The following is a 16,883-nucleotide window of genomic DNA, read 5'->3' on the forward strand; positions in this document are numbered from 1 at the left end:
GTGAGCCGCTGGCGTCCACCGGTTGCAGCGAGCGCGGCGTACATCACGCCGCAAGGTTTTCAAACGCTGAAAACCGAGCTCGAGTATTTGTGGCGCAAGTTGCGTCCCGAAGTCGTGGCGGCACTCAGCGCCGCCGCGGCCGAAGGCGATCGTTCGGAAAACGCCGAATATATCTATCGCAAAAAACAGCTCGGCGAAATCGACCGGCGCGTGCGTTATCTGAGCAAGCGCCTGGACGTTCTGAAAATCGTCGAGCAACGCCCGACTGATCCTTCGGCGATTTTTTTCGGCGCGTGGTTCGAACTCGAAGACAACGACGGCCGTTTGTATCGATATCGTATCGTCGGCCCAGATGAAACCGACGCGCAACTCGGCTGGATCAGTCTGGATTCGCCGATCGCTCGCGCCGCGCTGAAGAAACGCGTGGACGACGAATTCGAGGCCGAACTGCCTGCAGGCCGCGTCAGTTACGCGGTGCTTTCAGTGAGCTACGACGCGCCGATTTGATCGCCGCAACAAACGTAAATCCTCACCTGAATTTCACCACCGGTCGACAAATAACACGATCGGAGTCGCAGCGCATGAGCAAAACACCTACCGGATCACGGAACAGGGATCGACGCTACCTATAATCGTGCCCGTGACGTTTCGATGACAGGGGATGTTTGGTCGTGATGCGCGAGGTCAGTAATTCGTTCAGACGGCTAATTGCCCGGCTCCGGGTGATTAGCCGGATGTCAGTGCCGCGCAACTTGCGCGATCAGTATTACCATCAGCAGGAGCAGCGTCTTGTCGCGCTCGCTCGGCTGTTCTTTTTGCTCACGCCGATCGTCTACCTGATGTTCAGTTTCTGGGACTTCATCGTCCAGCCTGACGTCGCCCAACGCGCCTTGTATACGCGCCTGATCGGCGTGGTTCCGATGGCGATCATCGCCGGACTATCGCAGCAAAAAAATGCGCCCGGTTACCTGCGCGAATTGACTTTGATCTTCATCGTCTGCGCGATTTCCGCGCTGGCGGCGGTCACCTCGTTATCGGTCGGCGGCATCATTTGGTCGCTACCGGTGTTCACGATGTTTCCGATTCTAGTCGGCGCGTTTTCGCCACGTCGCTGGCACCTGCTGGTGTGTGTCGTATCGTGCCTGATCATTCCGTTGTCCGGCCTGTTCTTGCGCGACGTCGACCGCATCGTCTGGATCCACTACATCCTGTATCTGGTCATCGCCACCGTGTTCACCTTGATCCTGCAATTCAGTGCGGAAAAATCGCGGCGCGCGCAATTCATGCTGGAAATCCAGCTCAAGCAGGATGCGCATACCGATACGCTGACCGGCATGCTGACGCGCCGGCGTTTCTACGAGCTCGCGCGGCCGTTGCTGGAAAAAGCCGCGAGTCGCAAAGTGCCGGTATCGATCCTGTTTGCCGATCTCGATCACTTCAAGTTGATCAACGATCGCCTCGGCCATGAAGCCGGCGATCTGGTATTGCACGATACCGCCGACGCCTTGCGCATGATGATGGGGCCGGAAGATCTGCTCGGGCGTTTTGGCGGCGAAGAGTTTGTCGCGCTACTCCCCGGCGTCGGCGCGGAAGATGCAAAACGCGTTGCCGCACGCATGCTGGTCGCGGTCAGCGGACGCCAGGCGCTGGGCACGCCGCTATCGATCAGCATTGGCGTGAGCACGGTCGGCGCGGGTGAATCATTGAAAAACGTATTGAGCCGCGCGGACGCAGCGTTGCTCGAAGCCAAGCGACTGGGTCGCGGACGTTACAGCGTCGCTGCTCCGACCCTCGACACAGTACCGACACTCGAATCGGTGGCGCGTTTCGGCACAACTTAAACCGCTGACGCAGCGATCAGATTCGCGTCGGCGGCGGATAAATCCGGCCATCGCGCAACGGGCGAAAACACGGCGCGTCGCGATAAAAATCCGCGTGGTTATTGTCGGCGTGCCAACCCTGAATACCCGACAACGGCAGCGGTCGCAGCTCTTGCGGATCGTTTAATAATTCGCCGCGTTCAATGCCTTGCGCAATCGTCGCAATCGCGGCATTGGCATCAAGCCGATGCAAACCAGCCACACCAAATCCGTCGCGATTTTTTGCATCGATCATCACCGCGAGCGCCTTGCCGAGTAGCAACAAGCCCGGACTCAACGCGTGTTCCAGTAGTGCATGACCGAACACGACCACATGAATATTCTTGCCCCAGGCGGCACGGTTTTGCCAAAACAAACCCTGCCAATCGTGTGCATCCCAGATCGCCAGCAGCGCGGGATCATTGAGCACAACAATCACACCGCCCTCGTCGAAATGCGTCAGCGCGCATTGCGCACGACTGCGTTGTTTGGCGCCAACACACGCGATTTCCTGCACTTGACGCTGGTTCAATACGCGCTTCAGCGCGGGATGACGCAGCCAGATCATCGCGTTCAGCAGATCGTGCCAATTCTGTTCGCGCGTGGCGATACGGCCGAACTCGGCGATCCGCTTTTCGTAATGCAAACCGTCCGCCAGCAATGCCGGCGTCTGCGCGACAAAACTCAATGCTGGTGCATGAGTTTGTGCTTGCGCAGCAAGTTCGGCATTCAGCGCGGCGACGCTCGGCCATTGCGCGCCGCGCAACCAGTCGCGATCAGCATCGAAGCCATCGAACACCGGCTGCGCAAAAGTTTCCGCCGCGATGACCTCACGACTCGGTGCAATGTAACGAGCCATGCCGCGCCCGCCTCAACCGCGAAAATTTTCCGCAGCTGCGATCGCGGTCACATCAATACTCGCGGTGCCAAGGTGCCGAACAGATCGTAGTCGTCGGCGCTATCGATATTCACGTCGACGAACTGACCGGGCTTGAGTTTGCCGCCGTCGGCAATGACGACATGACCATCAATTTCCGGCGCATCGGCAGTCGAACGACCGATCGCGCCGTCCGCGTTGATCTCATCGATCAGCACGCGCTGCAGACTACCTATCTTGTATTGCAGGCGTTCGGCGCTGATCTCTGCCTGGGTTTCCATAAAACGTTCGTAGCGCTCGAGCTTGACGGCATCGGGCACGGAATCCGGCAAATCATTCGCGCGCGCACCGGTAACTGGCGAAAACTGGAAACAGCCGACGCGATCGAGTTGTGCCTCGCGCAGGAAATCCAGCAGCTCCTCGAATTCCGCTTCGGTCTCGCCTGGAAAACCGACGATAAACGTGCTGCGTATCGTCAGGTCCGGACACACCGCACGCCAGCCACGAATGCGTTCGAGATTTTTTTCGCCGTGCGCCGGGCGTTTCATGAGCTTGAGGATGCGCGGATTCGCATGCTGAAACGGAATATCCAGATACGGCAGGATTTTCCCCGCCGCCATCAACGGCATCACTTCATCCACATGCGGATATGGATACACATAATGCAGCCGCACCCAGACATCGAGCTCGCTCAAACCCTGGCACAGCTCGGTCATGCGCGTGCGATATTGCTTGCCGCGCCATTCGCGTTCGGCGTAACGCATGTCCACGCCATAGGCGCTGGTGTCCTGCGAAATCACGAGTAATTCCTTGACGCCGCCCTTGACCAGTTTCTCGGCCTCGATCAGCACCTGGTCGACCGGTCGACTGACCAGATCGCCGCGCATCGAGGGGATGATGCAGAACGTGCAACGGTGATTACAGCCTTCGGAAATTTTCAAATACGCATAATGTTTCGGCGTGAGTTTGATACCAGCCGGCGGCGCGAGATCAAGAAACGGATCGTGTTTCGGCGGCAGCTGCGCATGCACCGCACGCATCACGCTGGCGTAATCGGCAGGACCGGAAATCGACAGCACCGCGGGGAATTTTTCGCGGATCATGTCGGCGCGCGCACCGAGACAGCCGGTGACCACGACCTTGCCGTTTTCAGCCATCGCCTCGCCGATCGCATCGAGCGATTCTTCCACCGCCGAATCGATGAAACCGCAGGTGTTCACGACCACGACGTCGGCCGAGTTGTAAGTCGGCACGATCTCGTAACCCTCCACGCGCAACTGCGTGAGAATGCGTTCGGAATCCACCAACGCCTTGGGGCAACCGAGGCTGACAAAACCGACTTTGGGCTGGGCAAACGACATGCGTGGCTCGATCTAGCGAAATGAGCGCGCCATTATAGGCGCACGGGTGCGCAGCGTCGAACTCCCGGCCCGCAGAATCGGCGCAAAGTCACACAACGCGATTGACTTCCCGCGCCCACCGCTTACGCTGCAGGCCAGTTCATAAGCCAAGGAATCCAGCATGGGTCAACATCTGCAACTCAATACCAGCGGCATGCAATGCATCGGCGCGTATCGAGCCGACCCGGTCGGCACAGCGAAGGGCGGCATCGTCGTGATCCAGGAACTTTTCGGCGTCAACGCGCATATCCGCAGCGTGGTCGATCGCTTCGCTGCGCACGGTTATGTCGCGATTGCGCCAGCGTTGTTCGATCGCATCGAAACCGGCGTCGAGCTCGGTTACGACGAAGCCGGCATGCAAAAAGGCAAGACGCTGGCGACCGAACTCGGTATGGATCGGCCGCTCGAAGACATCGCCGCCGCCGCCGAGGCGATCGAATCAGCCGGGCATATCGGTGTCGTCGGGTATTGCTGGGGCGGCAGCGTGGCCTATCTTGCCGCTGCGCGCATTGGCCTACCCGCGGTGAGTTATTACGGCTCGCGCACCACCGCGTTTCTCGACGAAAAACCGACTGCGCCGTTGATGTTTCATTTCGGCGAGCGCGATCACAGCATCTCGGCCGAAGCGATTGCAAAACATCGCGCGGCGTTGCCGAACGCGGCTATCTACGTCTATCCCGCCGATCACGGTTTCAACTGCGATGCGCGCAGCGCCTACGATGCACCAAGCGCGGCACTCGCGTTGCAGCGCACGCTGGCATTTTTCGACGAGCAACTCGCTGACTGAAAATACACATATGCAATCGACGATCGATAATCCTCGTTTCGTACTCGACCCGCGTCTGGCTGCGGATACGCACGTGCTCGGCGATTTCGCGCTGAGTCGGGTGTTGCTCATGAACGATGCGCGATTCCCGTGGCTGATCCTCGTGCCGCGCCAGCCACGATTACGCGAACTCGGCGATCTGGCCGCGGCGGATCGGCACATCCTGCTCGATGAACTCGCGCACACGAGCGAGGCGCTGCAAAAACTGCATGCGCCGCACAAGCTCAATATCGCCGCACTCGGCAATGTGGTCGAGCAGTTGCATGTGCATGTGATCGCACGGCAAACCGATGATGCCGCGTGGCCGCGCCCGGTCTGGGGCGTCGGCAGCGCGCTCGCTTATGCCGACGCTGCGCGCGATGAATATATCGCTGCCTTGCGCGCAGCACTGAATCTGCACACATGATTCCGCGCGCCTGAACATGCCGGGATCGCAGCAATACACCGACTCAAATGCGCCGTCGCTCGAAGCGCTCGGCGACAGCGCCTTGATTGTGCGATTTGGCGATCGTCTCGACGCGCGGATCAATGCGCAAGTGCATCGCGCGGCGGCGCTGCTGGCCGCGGCAAACCTCGCCGGCGTGCGCGAAATCGTGCCGGCGTATGCGAGTCTGACCGTGCACTACGATCCTGCGTTTTTTTCGCATGATGATTCTGCGCAGATCGATGTTTCGCCGTTTGCGCGAATCGGCGAACGCCTGCTCGTTTTGCTGCACGACTCTCGCGATGAAATTTTGCAGACCACACGCTTGATCGAAATCCCGGTTTGCTACGGCGCGGAATTCGGCCCCGATCTGGCCGACGTCGCCGCTCACGCGGGCTTGTCCGAAGCGGAAGTCGTCGCGTTGCACAGCACATCAACTTACCGCGTGGCGATGCTCGGTTTTGCGCCGGGTTTCCCGTACCTGTTCGGATTGAACGAAAGTTTGCATCTGCCGCGTCGCGCCACGCCGCGCACGCGCGTGCCCGCCGGAAGCGTTGCGATCGGCGGTCAGCAGACCGGCATTTATCCCGGCGAATTGCCTGGCGGTTGGCATCTGATCGGGCGCACACCATTACATCTGTTCGATGCAGCTCGCGCCTCGCCCGCATTGCTCGCGCCTGCTGATGAGGTGCGCTTTATCGCCATCGACGCCGATGAATTCGCGCATCTGCAAACGAGCGCCACATGAGCATCGAAGTGCTCAAGCCGGGCTTGCTGAGCACGCTGCAGGACGGCGGTCGCCACGGCTCGCAACATCTTGGCGTGGGTTGCGCTGGCGCGATGGATGCGAATGCATTGCGCCTCGCGAATTATCTGGTCGGAAATCAGGCCAATGCCGTGGCGCTGGAAATCACCTTGCAAGGCCCGCGTCTGCGTTTTGAAACGCCCGCACTGATCGCGCTGACCGGTGCAAATATCGAGGCATCGGTCGATCAATCTCCCGTGCCGCTGTGGCGACCGATCGTGCTGCGCGCGGGCAGCGAACTCGTGCTCGGTGGCATGCACAGCGGCGCGCGCAGTTATCTCGCTGTAGCCGGCGGTTTCGATGTGGCAAGCGTGCTCGGCAGCGGCAGCGCCGATATCAATGCGGCGCTGGGTTCGCGTTCTTTGCAAGTTGGCACACGCCTAGACTGCAAACCGCAGCATCGCGATCGCTACCAGCGATTGTGGAGCACGCTCGACGCAGGCGCGGAAAAATATCGCGCGGCATCGTGGTGGATCGATCCGGCGCCGTGGTTCGATGCCGATCCGAATATCGTCGTTCACACCCTGCGTGGCGCACATTTCGCGCAGCTCGATATCGAATCGCAGCGTGCTTTTTTTGCTTACGAGTTTCGCATCGGCAGCGAATCGAATCGCGTTGGTTATCGCTTGCAAGGTCCGAACCTGCAACTCGCCGCGCCGCTGGAATTGATCTCGGAAGGTCTCAGCATCGGCACCGTGCAACTGCCGCCATCGGGTAATGCGATCGTGCTGATGGCCGAGCATCCGACCACCGGCGGTTATCCGCGCATCGGCCACGTGGCGAGCGCCGATCTCGCGAAACTCGCACAGGCGCGGCCCGGCCAGACGCTGCGTTTTGTCGAGATCGATCTGACCGAGGCGCAAAAGAGTTATCTTGCGCAGCAAATGGAAATCGAACGTCTGCGACTGGCGATTGCCGATCGCCTGCACGATTGAGCGACTGACAAAAACCCAAGGAGTACGCGCATGCGCAAACCCCGCATCGACCTGAATTGCGACATGGGCGAATCCTACGGCGCGTGGCAGATGGGCCAGGATGCGCAGGTGCTGCGGCATGTCACGTCGGCGAATATTGCCTGTGGCATGCACGCCGGCGATCCGCTGACGATGCAGCGCACCGTCGCCGCAGCGGTCGCGCAGGGGGTGGCGATCGGCGCGCATCCGTCGTTGCCTGATCTGCAAGGTTTCGGTCGGCGCGTGATGGCCATCACGGCGAACGAAGCGTATGCATTAACGCTGTATCAAATCGGCGCGCTCAGCGCTTTTGCACATGCCGCGGCTAGTCGCTTGCACCACGTCAAACCGCACGGCGCGCTATACAACATGGCCGCGCGCGATACGACTTTGGCGCAGGCGATTGCGCAGGCCGTGCGTGATGCCGATGCGGCGCTGATCCTGGTCGGCCTGGCCGGTAGCGCATTGCCGGCGGCGGGTGCTGCGCTTGGTCTCAAGGTCGGACACGAGGCATTTGCCGATCGTCGTTACGAGGCTGATACATCACTCACACCACGTGGCGAAAAAGATGCCGTGATTCATGATATCGATGTGGCGATTGCGCAGGCGTTGAGCATCGTCACTCAAGCAAACGTGACCACGCGCGACGGCAAAATTCTGTCGCTGCAAGCCGATACGATTTGTGTGCATGGCGACCGTGCCGATGCTGCGATGTTTGCTGAACGCCTGCGCGCCGCGCTCGATCAGGCCGGTATCGGGGTACGCACACTCGACGGAGCGGGCGCATGAACTACTGGCCCTTGCTCGGCGTTGCCGTTGTCATCATCGGTTTTGTGCTGCGCCTGAATCCGGTGCTGGTGGTGGTTGGCGCCGGATTGGTCAGCGGTTTTGCCGCACACATCGCGCTGCCGGAATTGCTCACCTTGTTCGGAAAATCCTTTGTCGCGAATCGCGGCCTGCTGCTGATCGCATTGACCTTGCCGGTGATCGGCGTGCTCGAGCGCGCCGGATTGAAGGAACACGCGCATGCCTGGATCGCGGGCTTTCGAAGCTTGAGCCTGAGCCGATTTCTGATCGCGTATCTCGCGGTGCGGCAGATCTTCAGCATGTTCGGCCTGACCCAGATCGCCGGTCACGCGCAGACCGTGCGCCCGCTGGTCGCACCGATGGCCGAAGCCGCCGCCGAACGTTCGGTCGGTGAGCTTTCCGACGACGAACAGCAACAGATCCGCGCGCTCGCTGCAGCCACCGACAATATCGGCCTATTCTTCGGCGAGGACGTATTCATCGCGCTCGGCGCCGTACTGTTGATCCAGGGCTTTTTTGCGGCCAACCAGATCGTGCTGGAGCCGCTGGATATCGCGATCTGGGCGGCGCCGACCGCGCTCGCGGCATTCGTGCTGCAGGCCTTGCGTCTGCAATTCTACGAACGCGGATTGCGCCGAAAACATCAGGCCGACAACGCGATTTCGGCGACCGAAAATGCCACTGTGAAAATCGATGCTGCGCATTGAATTCATCTACTGGATCGCCGGCCTGCTGTTTGCCGCTGCGGCGTGGCGCAAGTGGCGCAGCAACGAACCGCGCTGTGTGCTCGGTGCATTATTCTGGAGCATCATCGCGATCGCTTTTTTTGCCGGTGACAGTATCGAATCGGCATTAAAAGCCGGCATCGTCTGGCCGGCACAAGCGATGGGCGGCGGCGTGATCCTGCTTGCCGCAATCGCTGGCAGCGGCGGTTTGCGCCGCAGCGCCGAGACGGATAAAAATGCCGACGTGAGCGAGCAGCGTAGCGAGTCCGCAAAAATACTCGGCAACCGTTTGTTCGTGCCGGCCTTGCTGATTCCGCTGCTGACCTTATTGCTGGTGTTGTTCGGCCAAACATTGCGCTGGGGCGATTGGGCGCTGTTCGATGCGCGACAATTCACGTTGCTGGCGTTGGGCATCGCGTGTCTGATCGCACTCGCGGTTGGCCTGCGAATGACGCGTTCGCCCGCAAGCACCGCATTGACCGAAGGCACGCGCCTGCTCGATCTGCTCGGCTGGGCGGCGGTGTTGCCGATGGTGCTGGCGAGCCTTGGCGGCGTGTTTATCGCGGCGGGTGTCGGCGACAATATCGCTGCCTTGGTCGCGTATGTCGTGCCGGTGGATATGCGCCTCGCCTGCGTGCTTGCGTACGCGCTTGGCATGGTGTTTTTCACGCTGGTGATGGGCAATGCGTTCGCCGCGTTTCCGGTGATGACCGCGGGCATCGGCCTGCCGCTGCTGGTACTGCAACATCACGCCAGTCCGGCGATCATCGGCGCGCTCGGCATGCTGTGCGGTTATTGCGGCACCCTGCTCACGCCGATGGCGGCGAACTACAACGTGGTGCCGGCGGTGCTGCTGGAATTGAAGGATCGCAACGGCGTGATTCTCGCGCAAGTTCCCACCGCGTTGTCGCTGCTGCTGGTCAATATCATCCTGATGTATCTGCTGGCTTTCCGATGAAAAAGCCGCGCATCGCGCTTATTACCGGCTTCGCGCCTTTCGCCGACGATGCGCTTAATCCCTCAGCGGAAATCGCGCGCAAACTGCACGGTGAAATTATTGATGGCATGCGTATCGTCGGCGCGGTGCTGCCGACCGAATTCGCACGCGCGCCGAGCTCGCTCGAAACGTTGATCGAACAGCATCATCCGGCGCTTTTGGTAGCGCTCGGGCTGGCTGGCGGTCGCAGCGAAATCTCGCTGGAAAGAGTCGCGATCAATCTGATCGATGCGCGCATCGCTGACAATGCGGGTGCGCAACCGATCGACGAAGCGGTGATCGCGGATGCGCCGACCGCGTATTTTTCCAGCCTGCCGCTGAAAGCGCTGCTGCTGCATTTGCGCGGACTCGACATCCCAGTTGCTATCTCGTACAGCGCCGGCACCTTCGTTTGCAATCAGGTGTTTTTCGGTCTCGCGCATTTGCTGGCAACGCGTTATCCAGCGGTGATCGGCGGTTTTGTGCATGTACCGTATCTGCCGCAGCAAGCGCTGCTGCACAACGACGCTGCGAGCATGGCGCTGGATATGCAGATTGCCGCGATTCGCGCGATCGTCGAAACCGCATTGAAACCAAACATCGCGCGCATTATCAGCGGCGGCGCCACACACTAATCTGTCGCGCCGATCGAATTCAAAAGCAAGAGACGGAGTGTGACGATATTTGCCTCGGCCTAAAGTGGCACCTTGGAAAACGGGCAAACGCTGCCACGTTGATAGAGGAGCAAGGTCCATGAATTCTGTGCTGATCGAAACGCGTGTGATGAAATCCGATATGGCGAAGTCCAATCAGAACAAATTCGATCCGATTGAAAGTGCTTCGGCTGTCTCGACATTTCGCAGCGATGACGAGCGTTGGACGGCGGTAGTCGAACGCGATTCCGCCGCCGAGGGTCTGTTCTTTTATTCGGTGCGCACGACCGGGGTGTATTGCCGTCCATCGTGTGCGGCGCGTTTACCAAGACGCGAAAACGTGCGCTTTCATGCGAGTTGCGCGGCGGCAGAAACTGCCGGTTTTCGCGCCTGCAAACGTTGCCGTCCGAATGAAGCCGCGCTCGCTGAGCGCCAGGCCGCCGCGGTCACGCAAGCATGTCGGCTGATCGAAACCGCAGCAGAAATGCCCGCACTCGATACACTCGCGACTGCCGTCGGCATGAGTCGTTTTCATTTCCACCGCGTGTTCAAAAGCTTCACCGGACTCACGCCTAAAACCTATGCAGTAGCGCATCGCAGCGATCGTATCCGCGAACAACTCGCACGCAACAGCAAGGTCACCGATGCGATTTACGACGCCGGCTATAACTCGAGCGGGCGCTTTTACGCGACCTCGGCGAAAGTGCTCGGCATGACCCCGCGCGACTTCCGCGCCGGTGGCGATGGTGCCTCGATCCGCTTCGCCGCAGGTGAATGTTCATTGGGTTCGATCCTCGTGGCGGCGAGTGAAAAAGGCATCTGCGCGATCCTGCTCGGTGATGATCCCGGCATCCTCGTGCATGATCTGCAAGACCGTTTTGCGCAAGCCACGTTGCTCGGCGGCGATGCCGAGTTCGAGCAATGGATGGCCAAGGTGGTGGGTTTTGTCGACGCACCGCAATTGGGTTTGGACTTGCCGCTGGATGTGCGCGGCACGGCGTTTCAGCAGCGCGTGTGGCAAGCACTGGGCGAAATCCCGATCGGCTCGACTGCCAGTTATGCGCAGATCGCAAAACGCATCGGCTCGCCCAAGGCGGTGCGCGCGGTCGCGCAGGCATGTGCCGCCAATCGGCTCGCCGTGGCGATTCCGTGTCATCGTGTGGTGCGCAACGACGGTGCGTTATCCGGCTATCGTTGGGGCGTGGAACGCAAGCGCGCGTTGCTCGAATACGAGGCCGCCTTGTGAGTGCGATCACGATGTGCGAACTACCAATCGCGCAGCGACTGGCGGCATTGGATTGGCAAAAAATTGTCGGCAGTCTGGCCTTATGCGGTTACGCCGTCATCGAAAATATTCTCGACGAAAACGATTGCCGCGCATTGACGCAAAGTTATTCGCTGCAGGAAATATTTCGCAACCGTGTCGTCATGGAAAGATATGGCTACGGGCGTGGCGAGTACAAATATTTTGCTTACCCGTTGCCGGAAATCGTCGCTACTTTGCGCAGCGGTTTGTATGCGCCGCTGGCGCATATTGCGAACCTGTGGAACGAGGCCATGGACATTGATGTGCGCTTCCCGCAGGAACACGAGACCTTCCTCGCGCGTTGCCATGATGCCGGACAGAACAAGCCGACGCCGTTGCTGTTGCAGTACAAACAAGGCGACTACAACTGCCTGCATCAGGATCTGTATGGCGAACACGTATTTCCGCTGCAGGCAGCGTTTCTGCTCTCGCAACCCGGCCAGGATTTCAGCGGCGGCGAATTCGTGCTGACCGAACAACGACCGCGCATGCAGTCCCGTGCCGAAGTCGTGCCATTGCGACGCAGTGATGGCGTGATCTTCGCCGTGCATCATCGCCCCGTGCAAGGCACACGCGGCAACTATCGGGTCAACATGCGCCACGGCGTGAGCCGACTCCATAGCGGACATCGACATACGCTGGGCGTTATTTTTCATGATGCGCGATAGTCGTATGACTTGGTCCAGTTGAACCAAGCGGAACATTGACCGCTGAGCGTCACAATCAATCCGCCTGCGCAATAAACTCGCGCATATGCTCGATGAAAGCGCGCACTTTTGCGGATGGCTGGCGCTCGGGATAGACCGCGAAGATGCCGCCGTCGGGCAGGCGATGGCGCGGCAATAAAACCACGAGTCGACCGGCACGCACGTCGCCTTGCACCAGATAATCGGGCAACACCGACATTCCAGCTCCGGCCAGGACAAACGCATGTACGCTCAGGGCGCTGTTCGCCTGCACACCGGATTGCACACGCACACTGCGCTGTTTGCCGTCGGGCGCACTGAACGTCCAGCGCAGCGGCGAGCGCAACACGCTGAGTTCGATCCAGCGCTGCCGCGGCAAATCGTCGAGACGCTTCGGCGTGCCGTGTTCGGCGAGATATGCGGGTGATGCAACCAGACATTGACGGAACGACGTCAGGCGCACTGCGCGCAGACCCGAATCACGCAACCAGCCAACGCGTATCGACAAATCAAAGTGCTCGGCGATCAGATCGGTGACACGATCGGTCGCCACCAGATCGACCTTGAGCTGCGGATAGCGTCGCAGAAAAGAAGTTAGCGCCGGGGCTACCACGGCAGCGCCATAATCACCGGCGGCAGTGATGCGCAATAGCCCGGACGGTATCGCCGACTGCACACCCACGCGGGCGATCGCTGCGTGTGCCTGTTCGAGAATATGCACGCTGTCGGCATGGAATTGTGCGCCTGCGGAAGTCAGCGCCATGCGGCGCGTGCTGCGCACCAGCAACGATGCGCCCAGCTCCTTTTCCAGCGCGGCCAAATGCTGGCTGACTCGTGACTTGGTGGTATCGAGACGCTGCGCCGCGGCGGTGAATGATCCTGCATCCACCAGTGCGACGAAGACTGCGAGCCGATTCAGATTGACGTCTTGATTTGCCATGATGAATTTCATTGTTCACAAAAACGCGACATTAAATTCTAGTCCTTGCTATTTATCCAATCAATCCATCGGCGCATGCTGGACTCACTCACACCAATGGAGACAGCTCATGGCAACAAGAACAAAACTCGCGCAGTTGTTTGGCGGCATGCTGATGTTTGGCACTGCGATGCTGGCGCAGGCTGCAGAAACCAAGCTGACGCTGGACGTTTACAACCCCGGCGACAGGGCGATCTTCCAGGTATCCTCGACGCTCGTTGCAGGCGCACACGATGCGGTATTGATCGATGCTCAATTCGCCAAGGCGGACGCCAGGGCACTGGTCGATAAAATTCGTGCCTCCGGCAAAAACCTGACCACGGTCTATATCAGTCACGGCGATCCGGATTTCTATTTCGGCCTCGATACAATTCATGCGGCTTTTCCGCAGGCAAAGATCCTCGCCACGCCGCAGACGATCGCGCATATCAAGGCCAGCGGAACCGCGAAGCTCGCTTACTGGGGACCGATTCTCGGCGCCAATGCGCCGCAACAGATCATCGTGCCCGAACCCGTGCATGGCGACAGCATCGAACTGGAAGGCCGCAAACTCGCGATCATCGGACTGGATGGTGCGACGCCGGACCGCACGTTTGTATGGATCGCTCCGCTCAAGGCAGTAGTGGGCGGCATCCCGGTATTTGCCGGCGAATATGTATGGATGGCGGATACGCAAACGCCGCAATCGCACACAGAATGGCTGGCTACCCTTGCGCACATCGAAAAGCTCAGTCCTAGCGTGGTCGTACCCGGACATTTCGCGGCGGGTGCGGCACAGACCATCGAGGCCGTGTATTTCACGCGCGATTACATCAAGGCTTACGACGCGGAAACCGCGACCGCGAAAGATTCCGCCGCATTGATCGCAGCGATGCAGAAACGTTACCCGGCACTGCGCGGACAAGCCTCGCTTGAACTGAGCGCCAAGGTCAGCAAGGGCGAAATGCAATGGCCCTGAGCGGTTGACTGCGGTATCGGCGATTGTGCCGGGTTGGCACTGACCACGCTGCAAGCCGATTGCGATGACGTAATCGGCTTGCGCTGCTTTCACGCATCTGTGTCTTCCCGATGACGCCCCGTCTTTTTCGGTAGTCGCAACCAGCACGCGAAGTGGCATGAATCGCACGACGCAAAGCTTGCATTTCTAGACGATAGGTTTTGATCCAGCCGAAATCGTTTTTATGGCACGGTGTCGATGGCTGATCGGACGAGCGTGAATAGCTTCAAGCAGGCGTTGAATCAGTACGCATCAAAATTTGCCCCTGACACTTTTTTCGCAAGCCATGTATCGTGCGGCGATGATGAATCGGTTACGACGCACATGCGAACTTTTGTACTGAGAGCACGCGCGGCCCCCACGGACAGCCTGAAGCTGCTGGCATCCGTTGGCAAAGACGCGCACACCGAAATTCTGGCGCACACGTTGATGAACGCGATCTTCGTCGCCCAATCACATCGCGCCAAGGTTGTGGTCTATCTGGTGCTGGAAAGCACCCCGGATTATTCGCGCACGATCCGATTTGATATCGACGCCATGCATGAGATCAGCGGCTTCAACGAACAGGCGCTGCTCGGCAAGATCGCCAAGGCGCTGGATACATCCAAAGGCATGGGCAAGGATGAAATCCGACCGGTGGAATCCGGTGTTACGGTGCGCACCGTGAGCTTCGAGCGGCTGGTGCAGGAGCTGGCCGAAGATCATCAGTTGTTTGTGATGGACAGGAAAGGCACATCGATTCGTGAGCAGGTGTTTCAAGGCAATCCGTGCTTCCTGCTGACCGATCATATTCCGATGCCGAAAAAGACTTTCCACAGCCTCGAACGCCTCGGTGCGAGGAAAATCACGCTGGGATCGACCATGCTGTTTGCGTCGCAATGTGTTGTGTTGATCCATCACGAACTGGATCAGCGCTAGCGGAAAGCGGTAAGTTGCAATTTTTTGCTTTGGCGGATTTCACCATTACAATTGCGCTTTAGCCACCTGCGCCGCATGAGGACACGGCGTAATCTGGGCACCGTCGATAGGCTAACGGGTGTGATGATGAACGCGAAAACAAATTTGATCTGGGTCTGCAACCACGCATTGAAGCTGCTGAGCGCAGCTGCACTGGCGATCGTCGTGGCGGGCTTGTTGGGGTTTGCGGCGCAGTCGAAATCATTGGCCGCGCTGAATACCGGTCAGTCGCAAACGGCACCGCCATATGCGCTGGAATGGCAGCTCGGCGATCGCCGCCTGCGTTATTTCGAAACCAGCAAAACCGGCGCGGCGGAGTGGTCCTTTGATGCGTTCGCATGTCGCCATGACGATGTATCGACTTTGGCGCCGGGACGCTGGCGCGTAATCGCACAACCGCACGCTGCGGGTCGCGATGCGCAAGTCAGTCTGGCACCGCTCGATGCTGGCGATGCAAATGCCCTTCCCCATCCGCGCGCGCTTATTGCTTGCGGTGAACGCGGCACGCCCGATGCGGTAGCGATCCCGGCGCACACACTTTCTTGGCTGGCCGCGCGCAGCGGCGGAGTGGTTTATGTACGGCAATAACCATGTCGCTGAAACGACTCCGCATTCAACCGCGGCGGCAGCGAATACAGCAAGCACGACGCGCATCGGCGCGCTCGTATTCGAGGATTGCATGGCGTCGTCGGTAACGGAATCGCTGGATATTTTTCGTGTTGCCAACAAGCTCACTCACTTGCGCCGCCCGGGCGATGCGCCGCCGTATTCGGTAGTCGCCACCAGCAGCAAAGGCGGCATGATTCGCGCGGCACACGGCGTGCATTTCGAGACCGTGCGGTTCGACCCTGCGGCATTCGACGTGCTGATCGTGCCGGGGCTTGGAATGCAATACAGCGGGCCATCGCAGCAGAACTTTCAGCGACTCCACGCGGAGATCGATCTGCTGCGTATCGCCGCAAACGCGCAAGTGCGTCTTGCCGCGGGCTGCACTGGCACCTTTCTGCTGGCCGAAGCCGGCGTGTTGGACGGGCTTAGCGCAACCACCAGTTGGTGGCTGGCGGCGGCGTTCCGCCATCAATATCCGAACGTGAATTTGTCTGCCGACGACATTGTGGTCGATTCGGGCGCAGTGATGACGGCCGGGGCGGCAACGTGTTTTGTGCAGATGTGCCTGGCGCTGATCGCACAGAGCGCGGGCAAGGATATGGCCGATAATATCGGTCGGCTGATGGTGGTTGATCAGAGCCGTCATAGCCAGGCGCCGTATATCAATCGTGTCCTCGAACAAAAACCGCGACATGCTTTCAGCGAGAGCGCCGAACTTTATTTGCAGCGCAATCTGCATCAGCCGATCAGCGTGGTCGCGCTCGCCGAACATTGCAAAGTGAGTGAGCGCACTTTGCTGCGTCGGTTCCACGAAAGTTTCGGCGCAACGCCGCTGGAGTTCGTGCAGAAATTACGCGTCGAGCGCGCCAAGGCGTTATTGGAGCAGACCAAGCTGACGTTCGATGAAGTGGTCGAGCGCTGCGGTTATCAGGATATCAGCAGCTTTCGTCGCCTGTTCAAGAATGTCACGAGCATAACTCCGAACAGCTATCGCGAGCGGTTTCGCGCGCGCGGGCGCTGAGATTTTTCTCGCCGCGCTGAGTT

At 59.5% G+C, this 16,883-nt stretch carries 19 protein-coding genes; 16 read left to right on the forward strand and 3 right to left on the reverse strand.

The genetic code is table 11. The features are described from left to right. The gene (gene greB, locus ELE36_RS14090) at positions 1-507 is read left to right on the forward strand and encodes a transcription elongation factor GreB (RefSeq protein WP_129834345.1); all 507 of its coding nucleotides are present in this window, start codon (positions 1-3) and stop codon (positions 505-507) included. Between the two features lie 227 nt (positions 508-734). Continuing rightward, positions 735-1,841, forward strand: coding sequence for a GGDEF domain-containing protein (locus tag ELE36_RS14095; protein WP_165371618.1), 1,107 nt, complete (start codon positions 735-737; stop codon positions 1,839-1,841). 16 nt (positions 1,842-1,857) lie between these two features. Here the strand turns inward: ELE36_RS14095 and ELE36_RS14100 are convergent, their stop codons facing one another. After that, positions 1,858-2,718, reverse strand: a complete 861-nt coding sequence (locus ELE36_RS14100; RefSeq protein WP_129834349.1) for a DUF3025 domain-containing protein — start codon at positions 2,716-2,718, stop codon at positions 1,858-1,860. 47 nt (positions 2,719-2,765) lie between these two features. Further along, on the reverse strand, positions 2,766-4,097 hold the full coding sequence (gene rimO / locus ELE36_RS14105; protein WP_129834351.1) for a 30S ribosomal protein S12 methylthiotransferase RimO: 1,332 nt from the start codon (positions 4,095-4,097) through the stop codon (positions 2,766-2,768). A gap of 160 nt (positions 4,098-4,257) precedes the next feature. Between rimO and ELE36_RS14110 the strand changes: the two genes are divergently transcribed. From ELE36_RS14110 to ELE36_RS14155, 10 genes are all read left to right on the forward strand, one after another. Next, a complete protein-coding gene (locus ELE36_RS14110) occupies positions 4,258-4,923 on the forward strand; it encodes a dienelactone hydrolase family protein (RefSeq protein WP_129834353.1) in 666 nt (221 codons plus the stop codon). A 10-nt stretch (positions 4,924-4,933) separates the two neighbouring features. Then, on the forward strand, positions 4,934-5,368 hold the full coding sequence (locus tag ELE36_RS14115) for an HIT domain-containing protein (protein WP_129834355.1): 435 nt from the start codon (positions 4,934-4,936) through the stop codon (positions 5,366-5,368). Between the two features lie 16 nt (positions 5,369-5,384). Then, entirely contained in the window at positions 5,385-6,134 is a 750-nt protein-coding gene (gene pxpB / locus ELE36_RS14120) for a 5-oxoprolinase subunit PxpB (protein ID WP_129834357.1), read from the forward strand. Further along, positions 6,131-7,126, forward strand: coding sequence for a 5-oxoprolinase subunit C family protein (locus ELE36_RS14125; RefSeq protein WP_129834359.1), 996 nt, complete (start codon positions 6,131-6,133; stop codon positions 7,124-7,126). The genes pxpB and ELE36_RS14125 overlap by 4 nt, the downstream gene beginning before the upstream one ends. A gap of 30 nt (positions 7,127-7,156) precedes the next feature. Continuing rightward, entirely contained in the window at positions 7,157-7,933 is a 777-nt protein-coding gene (locus tag ELE36_RS14130; protein WP_129834361.1) for a LamB/YcsF family protein, read from the forward strand. After that, the gene (locus tag ELE36_RS14135) at positions 7,930-8,658 is read left to right on the forward strand and encodes a DUF969 domain-containing protein (protein ID WP_129834363.1); all 729 of its coding nucleotides are present in this window, start codon (positions 7,930-7,932) and stop codon (positions 8,656-8,658) included. The genes ELE36_RS14130 and ELE36_RS14135 overlap by 4 nt, the downstream gene beginning before the upstream one ends. Then, positions 8,645-9,634, forward strand: a complete 990-nt coding sequence (locus ELE36_RS14140; RefSeq protein ID WP_129834365.1) for a DUF979 domain-containing protein — start codon at positions 8,645-8,647, stop codon at positions 9,632-9,634. The genes ELE36_RS14135 and ELE36_RS14140 overlap by 14 nt, the downstream gene beginning before the upstream one ends. Continuing rightward, positions 9,631-10,287 carry a pyroglutamyl-peptidase I gene (pcp, locus tag ELE36_RS14145; protein ID WP_129834367.1) on the forward strand — a complete coding sequence of 219 codons (657 nt, stop codon included), beginning with the start codon at positions 9,631-9,633 and terminating at the stop codon, positions 10,285-10,287. The genes ELE36_RS14140 and pcp overlap by 4 nt, the downstream gene beginning before the upstream one ends. A gap of 118 nt (positions 10,288-10,405) precedes the next feature. Next, positions 10,406-11,551, forward strand: a complete 1,146-nt coding sequence (ada, locus tag ELE36_RS14150) for a bifunctional DNA-binding transcriptional regulator/O6-methylguanine-DNA methyltransferase Ada (RefSeq protein WP_343136171.1) — start codon at positions 10,406-10,408, stop codon at positions 11,549-11,551. 11 nt (positions 11,552-11,562) lie between these two features. After that, the gene (locus ELE36_RS14155; protein WP_129834369.1) at positions 11,563-12,279 is read left to right on the forward strand and encodes a 2OG-Fe(II) oxygenase; all 717 of its coding nucleotides are present in this window, start codon (positions 11,563-11,565) and stop codon (positions 12,277-12,279) included. A 55-nt stretch (positions 12,280-12,334) separates the two neighbouring features. Here the strand turns inward: ELE36_RS14155 and ELE36_RS14160 are convergent, their stop codons facing one another. After that, positions 12,335-13,237 carry a LysR family transcriptional regulator gene (locus ELE36_RS14160; RefSeq protein ID WP_129834371.1) on the reverse strand — a complete coding sequence of 301 codons (903 nt, stop codon included), beginning with the start codon at positions 13,235-13,237 and terminating at the stop codon, positions 12,335-12,337. A gap of 148 nt (positions 13,238-13,385) precedes the next feature. Here ELE36_RS14160 and ELE36_RS14165 point away from each other — a divergent pair, with 148 nt between their 5' ends. The 4 genes from ELE36_RS14165 (at position 13,386) to ELE36_RS14180 (ending at position 16,860) form a co-directional block, all read left to right on the forward strand. Further along, the gene (locus ELE36_RS14165; RefSeq protein ID WP_425480918.1) at positions 13,386-14,234 is read left to right on the forward strand and encodes an MBL fold metallo-hydrolase; all 849 of its coding nucleotides are present in this window, start codon (positions 13,386-13,388) and stop codon (positions 14,232-14,234) included. A 363-nt stretch (positions 14,235-14,597) separates the two neighbouring features. Then, on the forward strand, positions 14,598-15,191 hold the full coding sequence (gene trmY, locus ELE36_RS14170) for a tRNA (pseudouridine(54)-N(1))-methyltransferase TrmY (RefSeq protein ID WP_129834375.1): 594 nt from the start codon (positions 14,598-14,600) through the stop codon (positions 15,189-15,191). 126 nt (positions 15,192-15,317) lie between these two features. Then, positions 15,318-15,818, forward strand: coding sequence for a hypothetical protein (locus tag ELE36_RS14175; protein WP_129834377.1), 501 nt, complete (start codon positions 15,318-15,320; stop codon positions 15,816-15,818). Further along, a complete protein-coding gene (locus ELE36_RS14180; RefSeq protein WP_129834379.1) occupies positions 15,805-16,860 on the forward strand; it encodes a GlxA family transcriptional regulator in 1,056 nt (351 codons plus the stop codon). Before ELE36_RS14175 ends, ELE36_RS14180 begins: the two co-directional genes overlap by 14 nt. The last annotated feature ends 23 nt before the right edge of the window (positions 16,861-16,883 follow it).

Origin of the sequence: Pseudolysobacter antarcticus (assembly GCF_004168365.1) — a bacterium.
Lineage (GTDB): Bacteria > Pseudomonadota > Gammaproteobacteria > Xanthomonadales > Rhodanobacteraceae > Pseudolysobacter > Pseudolysobacter antarcticus.

What these genes read in the sequence shown, in the direction of transcription:
- ELE36_RS14095 (WP_165371618.1), top strand. Translation starts at nt 735, where the DNA reads ATGTCAGTGCCGCGCAACTTGCGCGATCAGTATTACCATCAGCAGGAG.
- ELE36_RS14100 (WP_129834349.1), bottom strand. Translation starts at nt 2,718, where the DNA reads ATGGCTCGTTACATTGCACCGAGTCGTGAGGTCATCGCGGCGGAAACT.
- rimO (WP_129834351.1), bottom strand. Translation starts at nt 4,097, where the DNA reads ATGTCGTTTGCCCAGCCCAAAGTCGGTTTTGTCAGCCTCGGTTGCCCC.
- ELE36_RS14110 (WP_129834353.1), top strand. Translation starts at nt 4,258, where the DNA reads ATGGGTCAACATCTGCAACTCAATACCAGCGGCATGCAATGCATCGGC.
- ELE36_RS14115 (WP_129834355.1), top strand. Translation starts at nt 4,934, where the DNA reads ATGCAATCGACGATCGATAATCCTCGTTTCGTACTCGACCCGCGTCTG.
- pxpB (WP_129834357.1), top strand. Translation starts at nt 5,385, where the DNA reads ATGCCGGGATCGCAGCAATACACCGACTCAAATGCGCCGTCGCTCGAA.
- ELE36_RS14125 (WP_129834359.1), top strand. Translation starts at nt 6,131, where the DNA reads ATGAGCATCGAAGTGCTCAAGCCGGGCTTGCTGAGCACGCTGCAGGAC.
- ELE36_RS14130 (WP_129834361.1), top strand. Translation starts at nt 7,157, where the DNA reads ATGCGCAAACCCCGCATCGACCTGAATTGCGACATGGGCGAATCCTAC.
- ELE36_RS14135 (WP_129834363.1), top strand. Translation starts at nt 7,930, where the DNA reads ATGAACTACTGGCCCTTGCTCGGCGTTGCCGTTGTCATCATCGGTTTT.
- ELE36_RS14140 (WP_129834365.1), top strand. Translation starts at nt 8,645, where the DNA reads ATGCTGCGCATTGAATTCATCTACTGGATCGCCGGCCTGCTGTTTGCC.
- pcp (WP_129834367.1), top strand. Translation starts at nt 9,631, where the DNA reads ATGAAAAAGCCGCGCATCGCGCTTATTACCGGCTTCGCGCCTTTCGCC.
- ada (WP_343136171.1), top strand. Translation starts at nt 10,406, where the DNA reads ATGAATTCTGTGCTGATCGAAACGCGTGTGATGAAATCCGATATGGCG.
- ELE36_RS14155 (WP_129834369.1), top strand. Translation starts at nt 11,563, where the DNA reads ATGTGCGAACTACCAATCGCGCAGCGACTGGCGGCATTGGATTGGCAA.
- ELE36_RS14160 (WP_129834371.1), bottom strand. Translation starts at nt 13,237, where the DNA reads ATGGCAAATCAAGACGTCAATCTGAATCGGCTCGCAGTCTTCGTCGCA.
- ELE36_RS14165 (WP_425480918.1), top strand. Translation starts at nt 13,386, where the DNA reads ATGCTGATGTTTGGCACTGCGATGCTGGCGCAGGCTGCAGAAACCAAG.
- trmY (WP_129834375.1), top strand. Translation starts at nt 14,598, where the DNA reads ATGCGAACTTTTGTACTGAGAGCACGCGCGGCCCCCACGGACAGCCTG.
- ELE36_RS14175 (WP_129834377.1), top strand. Translation starts at nt 15,318, where the DNA reads ATGAACGCGAAAACAAATTTGATCTGGGTCTGCAACCACGCATTGAAG.
- ELE36_RS14180 (WP_129834379.1), top strand. Translation starts at nt 15,805, where the DNA reads ATGTACGGCAATAACCATGTCGCTGAAACGACTCCGCATTCAACCGCG.